The organism is Pseudanabaena sp. UWO310 (genome assembly GCF_006861605.1).
GTDB lineage: Bacteria > Cyanobacteriota > Cyanobacteriia > Pseudanabaenales > Pseudanabaenaceae > Pseudanabaena.
This window is the reverse complement of sequence record NZ_SELU01000107.1, coordinates 1-10,015: the sequence shown is the minus strand read 5'-3', so window position 1 is coordinate 10,015 and position 10,015 is coordinate 1. Positions and strand designations below refer to the sequence as shown.

Annotated in this window: 10 protein-coding genes; 3 read left to right on the top strand and 7 right to left on the bottom strand. The window is 40.8% G+C overall.

Features of this window, described 5'->3' with window-relative positions:
* Positions 1-161: 161 nt before the first annotated feature.
* Complete coding sequence (locus PseudUWO310_RS22175) at positions 162-605, top strand: hypothetical protein (protein ID WP_143190535.1); 444 nt, start codon at positions 162-164, stop codon at positions 603-605.
* Positions 606-645: 40 nt separating this feature from the next.
* On the opposite strand, the gene PseudUWO310_RS22170 is transcribed toward PseudUWO310_RS22175, so the two are convergent.
* The 6 genes from PseudUWO310_RS22170 to PseudUWO310_RS23165 are packed head-to-tail and all read right to left on the bottom strand — an operon-like array spanning position 646 to position 8,212.
* A complete protein-coding gene (locus PseudUWO310_RS22170) occupies positions 646-1,200 on the bottom strand; it encodes a Uma2 family endonuclease (RefSeq protein ID WP_143190534.1) in 555 nt (184 codons plus the stop codon).
* A gap of 15 nt (positions 1,201-1,215) precedes the next feature.
* Positions 1,216-3,495: a type I-D CRISPR-associated helicase Cas3' gene (gene cas3, locus PseudUWO310_RS22165; protein ID WP_143190533.1), complete on the bottom strand. Its 2,280-nt coding sequence runs from the start codon at positions 3,493-3,495 to the stop codon at positions 1,216-1,218.
* A gap of 1 nt (position 3,496) precedes the next feature.
* Positions 3,497-4,297: a type I-D CRISPR-associated protein Cas5/Csc1 gene (gene cas5d / locus PseudUWO310_RS22160; protein ID WP_143190532.1), complete on the bottom strand. Its 801-nt coding sequence runs from the start codon at positions 4,295-4,297 to the stop codon at positions 3,497-3,499.
* A 3-nt stretch (positions 4,298-4,300) separates the two neighbouring features.
* Positions 4,301-5,323 carry a type I-D CRISPR-associated protein Cas7/Csc2 gene (cas7d, locus tag PseudUWO310_RS22155; RefSeq protein ID WP_143190531.1) on the bottom strand — a complete coding sequence of 341 codons (1,023 nt, stop codon included), beginning with the start codon at positions 5,321-5,323 and terminating at the stop codon, positions 4,301-4,303.
* Positions 5,324-5,334: 11 nt separating this feature from the next.
* Complete coding sequence (locus PseudUWO310_RS22150) at positions 5,335-8,019, bottom strand: CRISPR-associated protein Csc3 (RefSeq protein WP_223805812.1); 2,685 nt, start codon at positions 8,017-8,019, stop codon at positions 5,335-5,337.
* 25 nt (positions 8,020-8,044) lie between these two features.
* Positions 8,045-8,212, bottom strand: coding sequence for a hypothetical protein (locus PseudUWO310_RS23165; RefSeq protein WP_162615735.1), 168 nt, complete (start codon positions 8,210-8,212; stop codon positions 8,045-8,047).
* Positions 8,213-8,570: 358 nt separating this feature from the next.
* On the opposite strand from PseudUWO310_RS23165, the gene PseudUWO310_RS22145 reads away from it, so the two are divergent.
* The gene (locus PseudUWO310_RS22145) at positions 8,571-9,434 is read left to right on the top strand and encodes a helix-turn-helix transcriptional regulator (RefSeq protein WP_143190529.1); all 864 of its coding nucleotides are present in this window, start codon (positions 8,571-8,573) and stop codon (positions 9,432-9,434) included.
* Positions 9,435-9,449: 15 nt separating this feature from the next.
* Positions 9,450-9,593 carry a hypothetical protein gene (locus tag PseudUWO310_RS23160; protein WP_190316129.1) on the top strand — a complete coding sequence of 48 codons (144 nt, stop codon included), beginning with the start codon at positions 9,450-9,452 and terminating at the stop codon, positions 9,591-9,593.
* On the opposite strand, the gene PseudUWO310_RS22140 is transcribed toward PseudUWO310_RS23160, so the two are convergent.
* Positions 9,579-9,875, bottom strand: coding sequence for a HigA family addiction module antitoxin (locus PseudUWO310_RS22140; RefSeq protein WP_143190528.1), 297 nt, complete (start codon positions 9,873-9,875; stop codon positions 9,579-9,581). The genes PseudUWO310_RS23160 and PseudUWO310_RS22140 overlap by 15 nt on opposite strands.
* Between the last annotated feature and the right edge of the window lie 140 nt (positions 9,876-10,015).

The following is a 10,015-nucleotide window of genomic DNA, read 5'->3' as shown; positions in this document are numbered from 1 at the left end:
AGATTGAGAAATTTTGGGCAAGGTTAAAACATCATGTCAGTGTGATTATTGGACAATGTGAAAGTTTATGGGATGCCGTACAGCAAGCCTTCTGTCAATTGTCCTAACTATCCCTTTCTTTGCTATAGTTACCAATCACCTATTACCAATCACCAAAAAATATGGATGCACAAACCGAGAGAATGTTTGCGATATCGACCATTGACGATCCAGTTCTAGCCCGTCAACTTTATGTAGATATGGAATCTAGCCTTCCCATAAATGTTCGGATTACAGAGAGAGGATTTCAAGGACTCAAAGAACAGGGTGTTAACGTTTCAGATCCAGATCAGGTGTATGAAATCGATAAATTGTTCTACTCCAGTGATATGGGAGGTATCCTGTGCACCTTAATTACCAAGGCTGGAGAAGCTTCAAAAGACGATAAAAATGTTGGTGCATTTGTAATGTCTCTTACTCATCTCAGACTCGATTCGAGTCATCCTTTGGCAACCAGAATCAAGGAATATCAGAAAAAGAGAAATACGAGATTAGCGATCGCTAATAGTGGTAAACCACTGAAACCAATCAAGTCTAAGAAAAATCAAAAGGGCTTTGGGGCTTAATTGAGCAGTTGCGATCGCTCAAATGATTTCATTCATTTTTTCATAACTCGATATCCTCATAAATATCTGCAAGGGCGATCGCTAAATCAATCGATTGCAATTGTAAGCTTTCGCCCATACTTAAGGATTGGACTAACCAACCTTCAGGATCGCGGCGATAAAGCTCTACCTTGATTTCAGATTGGGAAACTAAGACATATTCTTGCAAAGATTCCAATTTCTGATAGTTGAAAAGCTTTTCTCGCCGATCTAGCATGGCTGTAGAAGGTGATAGAACCTCGATTAAAAGACAAGGTTTCTGTTTAACATAGGGATCGCTATCGGTGCGATCGCAAACTACCATCACGTCAGGATAATAAGTTGCGTTATTTGCAGAGGCGATCGTGAGTTTCATGGCTAGAGCTAACAACCGAGAGCCAGTACCGCGCAAATGTGGGAGGATACAACCGACTAGATTGCCAACAATTAAATTATGATTTTCATCTTCCTCAGCTATTGTAAAGATTTGTCCATTTAGAAACTCATGCTTAGTGGGGCGACTTTGTTCGTAGGCGAGATATTCTGAGTAGGTTAGTTCTGGTTGTCTAGCAATCATTGGTTATGCCTCCAATTAAGCAATCCAAAAGTTTTCTTCATCCATTAAGCGGATTTTAATACCAGCCATTGCAGCAGTTAGAATCCCTGATAGGGCTGGTAGAAAGGCATATTCTTTCTCAAAATCATTGCCTTTAACCGTAATAGGATAAGCTGTAATTCTCATCTTCCTTAGGGTGAAATAAGCACTAGCACTTGATATAGGGCAAATTATCACTCCTGAAAGCAACTCTTTCTCTAGAGACTTTAACAAAGGTGTTGGGAAAATTGCTCCGTCAAGCATTCTTTGGATATTACAGCCTTTGAGAACAGTTAATTTATTGATTTGAGTATTTAAAAAATCTTGTCTCGATCCGTGAAAGCGCCAACTAAAGCTAATTGTATAGGGTGGATTAGCTCGTTTTGTGATCTCAATTTCAGAACCTCTAGCAATAAATTCGTAATGCCTGAGCAAATGAATGGGATCAAGTTCTGTTTCTTCGGAATAGTCCAGAATCAAACCTTTAGGATCGCTAATTCCTAAGTTCTCAAACAGACTTTCTCGAAACTGGAAAAGAGGAGCATAACTAGTACTGAGGCAAGTTGCAAAATCTTTAAGCTCAGCAAACACCTCTTGGTCTTCTTTGAAAAGCTTTTCATAGTCACTTAGACTTGTACGTTTAGCTCTCAATTCTTCTGCTTCTTCTGGATATCTTGCCTTGAGAAAAGCATTCACAAAATCATATTTTGCTTGCCCCAAAAATTTAAGGGGATCTCCTTTAAGTTCTTCAGGCTTTGAACGAGATAAAGATTCGGCTCCTTGTAAAGCTCTCATTCTATGTTTGTAATAATTCCAGTCCTTACGACCTCCTAAAATAACTTTGAGCGTTTCATAAAGTTTAGGGATGAAATCTGCTTGAGGCAATTTTTCCATCATATCGCTTAAAACTAACAAGGGCTTGGCAATTTCTAGAAATGCTTCAGACTGCCAATAAATTTGTAAAAATGGTTTATCAAGGGATTTCAATTCTTCTAGCTTTTCAGTCAATGCAGAGCGCCCACCATCACAATTAAGATCGGCAATTCCTTGTTCCCATGCAGTTTCAGGCAAGTAAGCGATCGCTTCAGATGGAATATTTGTTTCTGACTTACCCAAAACCCGCCCAACTCGCCCGATTCTTTGCCAAAAAGCAGCGCGATCGCGGGCTGTAAAAATTAACCAATCTAGGTTTTGACGAGCAGGGTCGGGACTACGCTCAAAGTTGAAGCCAACATCAACAGTGCTAGTCGCTAAAATAATTGGCTGTTGTGCTGCTAATTTGCGATCGCCTTTTGGTGTGGAGCCTGTGATTCTGCCAATGTATTTACCAAGTCTTTTTGTATGAAGGAGATCGGCTAAACGATTGATGTGATCTTTAGAATCAAGAATGATTGCACCGTTGCGATCGGGATGATTTTCAAAGCGTTGTTTAACTTCATTAGCAATTGCCTCTAAAAGTGAATCGAGATCGCTTTGAGGCTTGATTCCCAAACATACAGATGTTTGTGATGGAATCATGCGATCGGTTATTGATTCCCCGCTAATTTTTTTGATCCTAACCTTTTGTTTTACAAGTTCAGATAAAGCAGCTTCACAGGTTTTATCGGGTGTAGCAGTCAATAAAACAACTTTTCTATTATTCTCAAAGAATCCAAATACTTGAGAAAAGGCAAGATAGAAAAATAAGCTCACGAGTTGCTTAGCATCATAAAGATGGAACTCATCAAAAATGACGGTGGCAAATTGATTATAAAAAGTGCTGGCAATATTAACCCGATCTAGTCGGTTGTATGCAAAGAAAGTCGCATAGTAAAACAAGTCAGGGTTTGTGACTAAGAGAATCGGTCGATATTCTTCTAATTCAGGGAAAAATATCGCAGGGTTGCGAAGTAAGTTATAGATCTTCTCCCCTGGGCGAGAACCAACGCGATCGTTTGACCATGCGCGAACTTCTTTAGCAGATGCGGCGATCACAAAATGATTCAGCCCTGCATCTTTTACAAATTGCTTAGCTGCTTCGGTTTGCTGCTCTACAAGGGCGTTAGTCGGTGCAATATAAATAGCACTGCGATCGCGATTATGTAGCAACACAGATAAACCTGCTTTAGTTTTACCTGTCCCTGTAGGCGCAAGATCCATGATGATGTCATGATCGCGGGACTTCTCAAATACATCGACTTGATGCTGCAAAGTATGCCCTAAAAATTTTAACTCTTCGGGAGGTTCGCAACTAGCGATGCTTTTAGGCTCAAGTTCAATTGTGATGGGGCTAGACATTTTAAGCACTCCCTCCCAAAAAGTGAGAATTTGCAGGAATTGTGTAATCACCCATCCGCCAAGCTGCACCCTGAAAAACAAGGTTTCTGATTAGCGAGACAGGCGGAATAGAAAGTAAGTCAAAGGACAAGAGAGATAAGTTTTGAGGCAAATCTGCTGTGTTTAAAAGCCCTTGACAAGAATGCTGTCCATCAGGCAAATAGTTCACTGCATACTCATCGAGAATACGAACTCTCACTTTGCTCATAAACTTACCAACTCGGATATATTCGGGTAACTCGCGATCGCCAAAAATCAATGTATGAAAACAATTACCGCGATCGATTAAACGCAGTTTTCCAGTTTGAGGAAAGTTACTTGGACGAAATGAACTAATTTTTTGTCCTTGTCTCCATAGTGGTAAATCTTCCCGTGAAGTAGCAACTCGATTGTTTGTCATCGCATACCAATAGGAATCAGAAAGGGCGTTAAAACGCTCAAATCGAAACTTCACATTGCCATCGGCTGACCATGCTGGCAAGACGTAACACTCATGGGCTAACGGTGTTAAGTCTTCGCGGTAAGTTGGTTTACCTGTACTTGTTCCCGTTAAGCGATAAGGCGATCGCGCCCAACCTAACGCATAGGCAAGGGCATAGTTCCCAATCACTCCTTCTGTGTAGTAACAGTCCGACAACTCTCTAGAAGAAAAGAAGATCGACTCAGCACACCATAGCTCAACAAGTCTAGCTTTTTGGAAGTTAACAACGGGAGTTTCTGGTTTAGTTAGTAAACTTAACTGTTCGTTTGCATTGCGAGGCATGGGTTAGCCTCCTGCTTCAGTGTCTTTAGCCTTGCCTTTACCTTTGGCTTTTTTCTCCGCAGGAGCATGACGGAATGGCTCATAAGAAGCATCAAGACGTTTCAAGAAGCTATCACGCTCATCTTCTGACCAGTGGCGATCGACATCGGCAATGAGTTCAGATACTTCTGCATCAGATAGTTTCACTGAGACACCTCGCTTATTTGTCCAATTAGAGATAACTTGTTTGGTGACATCAGCGATCGCTTGTGATTCAAATGGATGCTCAAGAGCTTTGCCTGAAGATGTAAACGCATCATGAACTGACTGCACCAACTCTAAAGAACTGGGTAATTCAGCAATACCGCCAAAAATGCCAAGAATCTGATTTTCCATACGACCAACACGACTAGATACAGCACCATAGCGACTGGTTAACAAGATGTTGCCAACAATGTAGCGCAACTCATCCGCAGTAACATCTTTGAGCGTGACTACATCTAGAAAATGCACACTAGGCTTAATGTATTCGCTGGTATTTAATGCAGTTGAAGCATTACCTTTTTCATCGCGCATTGTGCCAGTTTCAAAAATAGCGTTGATGGTGCGATCACCGATTAGATCAGAAGCTGGTAACAAACTAAAAGCGTCTTCAGTCCAGATTCGACTTTTTTGCGCTCCACCTCCACCCGCAGCAAATCCATATAGGAAGCAATCCACGCACATCTCACAGGGAGCATTCGTATTTAATGAGCAGAAAGTACCATCTTTACTTGGATAAAGCAGCGATTCAGCACGAAGAAATTCGCGACCTTTGCGACGTTCGGGCGCAACTTGTTTGCGTTTCGTCATGACAAGACGCTGAATAATACTAGGGTCAGTTTCTCCTGCTTGAACAAACTCACGGCAGATTGGCTCCCCAGTACCTTCTGTACGAAAAATTGTTTCAGATAGCGTAGTCCTCAACACAACTAAGCCAATGGTGCGACCTTTTGGAAAGTTCTCGTAAGTGGTAGCAAGAAATTTAGAAAGTTTATCAACAGACATGGAAATCTCCTTTATATAGTTTTGGTATTGTTTTCGTTCTCACTCTTTGCCTTTTTATTGCGCCTAGCTTCTTGCAAGAAGAATAGATAAGCAGCTTCTAGTGTTTTCTGATCAGCAAGAAACTTCTCAGGTCTAGCCTGATAGACATCCTCATAAAGCGATCTCAAAACAGCATAATAATTCTTGAGTTGCTCAAGCTTAGTTAAACCAACTTGAAAATCTCGAATGCGATCAAGACGTGTGTGATAGCTCTGTACAAGAGCAGCAAACACTACATCTAGAGGCATATATGATTTCAACCCACGAATTGCTGATACCATTGCAGCAAAAGGTTCAACCAGCGAAGTTCTTTTGTCATTAGAACTTCCCCATAAATTCCCTTCTGCGGCAAGAAATGTTGCTTCTTTCAGATAATGTGTTAATGCGTTATTGTCAGGCATAAGGCTCTCCATTAAAAGGTTTAAAGGTTGACGAATCCGATCCCAATTGAATGCCCAATTTGGTTCGTCCTGCTCTCGTAAAATCCAACGTAGCAGCACATAGTAGAGACTAAATGGCTGGGTTGTAGCACGGGCTAAGTCATACAAACAATCGTCAAGTTTATTTAGACTTGAAACAGCTAAGGCTAATTTTCCTAGACATCTCAAGCGATCGCGTATTTCTAAAGCCTCCTCATAGGTGTAATTTCCCGATCCGAGTAACCCACCAAAAGAGCTAGGTATTCCTTCCACTCGTCCAAATCCATCATGCAATGTTTCCACCTGCATACCAGAACTCAGAACAAATGGAAATCCAAAATCAGGAGCCAAAGAAATTTCTAGAGCTAATCTCAGAGATTTAAGCATTGCTAAAGAAGCGTTTGTGTCACCCCAAGTCAAAGGTAAAACTATGCTTGCATGTACAAAATCAGGTCGTTTGGGGAACGCAAACCCAACAACTTTATTTGATTTAAACTCGATCTCATTATCCCGATAAAGTTTCAGTTCATCTACATTAACTGTTCCTCCTTCTGTATTGGTTGCCGCTTGTTCTCTAATCCATTCTCGCCAAATCCTCAACAATTCAGGGCATGATCCTTGGGGTAAAGCTAAGTGTAAATAGAACGGGGGATCTTTTTTAACCGCAGGGAAAAATGCACCAACATTCATTAACTGATAACCTAAAGAAGTCATCGGATCGGCTTGTCTAGTTGGATCGCTACTCATCCCCCCTGGTAAACGATTAGAGAAAACTTGAACCTTAGTACCAATGGGCATTGTTGGCGCAGCTAAATTATCGGTTTCGCCATAGGTAGAACCTAAAGAGCATCGTTGCCTTGGATTTGCATTTATATAAGCGTCTAATTCTTCACCTCCCTTGAGAATGCTTGTCGCTTGCCAGTTGAGAGTTCGATTGACAGCATCAATAACCTCTTCGGAAACATCAGAACCTTTCTGTTCCTGACGGCTATTTTTTCGCAGTTCTAAAGAATCTCGAAGTGCTGCGATCGCCCCATCTATGCCATTTGTAACCGCTTTAGCTGCAAATAGCGATCGGGCATATTGAGCATCAAATGGCTCTAAAGCAAGTCTTTGAACCTCAGATAAACCCGTATGTTTTGCGATCGCATCCCATACTTGCACTGTCGAAAGTTCAGGTTCAATTTGTCGATAACTCAAATATGCAGATTTTAACGCTTCCGACAATCCGAACTCTTCGGCATTACTTACAGGCAATAAGCCCACATTAGCCGCTTCAGTAAGAGCTTCTTCTCCAGCTTTCTCACCGCCCCATTTTTTGACATCAGTTTGCACTTTATCTAACTTAAATCCTGCTTTTTTCTTCTCTAACAGTGCCAGTACAACGCCCAAAACCTCATCAAGATTATGTTGCACAGCATGAGCCGAAATTTTAATACCGTCTTTAGTAGCTTTGACCAATTGATCGATATTCCCACCAAAAACACTATCGATTTTAAATTGCCAACGAGCAGCAATTTCTCTAGTTAGATCGCCAGTGGGAAAAGTTCTACCTTCAAAAAGAATATGATCGGGAAATATCGATAAAGTTGTCAAACCTTTCTCTGCAAGCACTTCTTCACAAGCACCTAAAAGCAAAGCCGTAATGTAACTCCGATCTTGAGAAACGCTTACCTTAAATAACTTGCTAGGTCTACCAAAAGCAACCGTCAACTCATTCTCAATTTTCCGAAAGCGCTCTTTTTCAGCAATACCCAAGTCAAACAAATCTGCGGCGATGAGAATTGCGGCAATTCTTCTAATCATCGGATCTTCAGGCAAAAATAGCGCCCCATCACTAGCATTATGTCCAGAGTGGCGCTCAATCAACTTTCTAGCTAATTCTAAATCTTCATCATTCTTAATCAGACTAGAAACACCTACTCTGTAAAGTTCTTGTTCCAAAAACTCACGATTTCTAGCCAAAGTCTTAACATTACGACCTTTATGATCAAGCTTATTTAAATCATGAACAGCCGTAGCAGCAAGTAAAACAGCCCGTTTATCTTCAGGTATTTCTGCGATCCGACTAACTGTAAGCACAAATTGACAAGCAGAATCAAAATGTTGTGCAAGCGTCGTTCCTTTCCTTACACCATGTTGATGATGATTTCCATGAATTTTATAAAACTCAGGACGAATCTCGCTAAAGTATTGCTCCTCTAGAGTTTTTGGCGGTCTGCCTAATAACCTTGACATAAAATACAAGCCTCATAATTAGGGTTTATGCAATGTCGTCATAACTGGCTATATCACCATCTTCATCAGGTAAGCATTGCCATTTAAGCTCTTGAATCAATTGCTTGAGACGTAAGATCTCTTTCTTATAATTCTCAATCTGCTCAGAATACTCAGTGATTTTGCGATCAATAAATGTCATTGAGTAATTCATACCTGTCACCTCAAGTAACTTAATACTTTTGAAGTGTAGCATATAAAAAATATGTCTAGTTAACAGTATAGCCAAAAATATTTATTTTGATCGATCTTCAGGTATAATATCTAAGCGGTTCGTAGTAAGCCTTTTAAACCCTTTTAGGGATTGAAAATAGTTAACTGTTTAGGCTGAGCCAGCAATTTAAATCAAGCCCTAATAGGGATCAATATTCATAACTCCACATCCTCATTAATATCTGAAAGCGCGATCGCCAAATTAATTTGTACTTAACTTGTTGCTTTCACCTATTTTTACACACATAATTAAAGTAAACAAGAGCTTAAACGTACAAAATGTACGTACAAAATAATCAATGGGACGTAAAGGTGAATCAATCACATTATCCATATCTGATCGCGACAAAACCCAGTTAGAGGAAATAGCCCTCGAACTTGGCATGAAATGGGGCGATCGCCCAAATATCTCCAAGCTCGTTGAAGCGATCGCCCGTAAGCAAATTCAAATCTCAAAAAATAATGACTGGTCTAGCGATCGCATTGAAGCCCTAAGCCGTACTTTGGGACTATTAATCGATTACGGTGAAATCGAGCTTGCCAAAGCGATCGCCAACCTATTGCTAGAACGTAGCGAAATCACAACACCATTACGTCGAGACATTGAGCGAATTTTAGACAAACCTCCTGAAATTTGGCGACAAGTGCTAGATCGATATATCAAACAAAATCAACCCTTTCGGTTGATCTATCGTGATGCCGCCGATCACCCCCATGAATTCTCAATCTATCATGCCCAAATCAGCCCCCACGACAAACGGCTTTACCTTGATTGTTGGTGTGCAGAAACGACAGGAAGCGATGATATCGAAACCCTCAGACACAATCGCTGTCTCAGGATCGATCGTATCCCCGCCGAAGCAGCAATTACCCCGATCCAAGGTAAATGGCGATCACAACTTGCTCAAGTTACTGTCACCTTCCAACTTTCAGGCAAACTCGCCTTTGCCTACAAACCGAAAAAAGATGATGTCGATGATATTTGGCTAAATGATTACCCCATTCGCCAAATTAGCCGTACAGTTAGCAGTACATTTTGGTTTTATCGCGAAATTATGCCCTATGCCGAAGACTGCGAAATTATCGAACCAGAAGATGTGCGGGAAAAGTTCAAAGAAAAAGTGCGATCGCTATATCTCAAATATCAGGGCTCATCCCTGTAGCAATTGTTTTGATATGTGAATACAGTTGCCCCGCTCAATACCCCAAAAACCACGATCGCTTCTTCAAAAAAATCAACCAGCGATCGCCCCTCTCAACACCCAAAACATCACGATCGCCAATTCAAAAATCAAACCGCGATCGCTTTAGCTAAAAACTGAGACTTCCATTTTTAACTTTTCGCCAACTTCATCTTCAGCTATATCTAAATCGTAGTCCATTTGTAATCCGAGCCAAAATCTGGGGGACATATTAAAATAGAATGCTAAGCGAATTGCCGTATCTGCGGTAATTCGGCGCTTACCATGAATGATTTCGTTAATACGTCGGGCGGGAACTCGAAGAGCTAATGCTAGTTGATTTTGGCTCAAGTTCATCGGCTTAAGAAATTCTTCTAAAAGAACTTCCCCTGGATGAATTGGGTTAAGTTTATCTTCGTTCATTCTGATTCCTCAATGATAATAGACTTGTCGGGAAACAAAAGCAATGTATAGAAGCAGTTTCACATTTATTTCTGTGGTTCAATCCATATGTAAATACAAAAGCTATAAGTTCAATAAATTGAACCATAACCGAAGTTTGA

Coding starts and splice junctions, on each gene's coding strand:
- PseudUWO310_RS22140 (WP_143190528.1), bottom strand. CDS start 9,875: ATGAACGAAGATAAACTTAACCCAATTCATCCAGGGGAAGTTCTTTTA.
- PseudUWO310_RS22145 (WP_143190529.1), top strand. CDS start 8,571: ATGGGACGTAAAGGTGAATCAATCACATTATCCATATCTGATCGCGAC.
- PseudUWO310_RS23165 (WP_162615735.1), bottom strand. CDS start 8,212: ATGAATTACTCAATGACATTTATTGATCGCAAAATCACTGAGTATTCT.
- cas7d (WP_143190531.1), bottom strand. CDS start 5,323: ATGTCTGTTGATAAACTTTCTAAATTTCTTGCTACCACTTACGAGAAC.
- PseudUWO310_RS22175 (WP_143190535.1), top strand. CDS start 162: ATGGATGCACAAACCGAGAGAATGTTTGCGATATCGACCATTGACGAT.
- cas3 (WP_143190533.1), bottom strand. CDS start 3,495: ATGTCTAGCCCCATCACAATTGAACTTGAGCCTAAAAGCATCGCTAGT.
- PseudUWO310_RS22170 (WP_143190534.1), bottom strand. CDS start 1,200: ATGATTGCTAGACAACCAGAACTAACCTACTCAGAATATCTCGCCTAC.
- cas5d (WP_143190532.1), bottom strand. CDS start 4,297: ATGCCTCGCAATGCAAACGAACAGTTAAGTTTACTAACTAAACCAGAA.
- PseudUWO310_RS22150 (WP_223805812.1), bottom strand. CDS start 8,019: ATGTCAAGGTTATTAGGCAGACCGCCAAAAACTCTAGAGGAGCAATAC.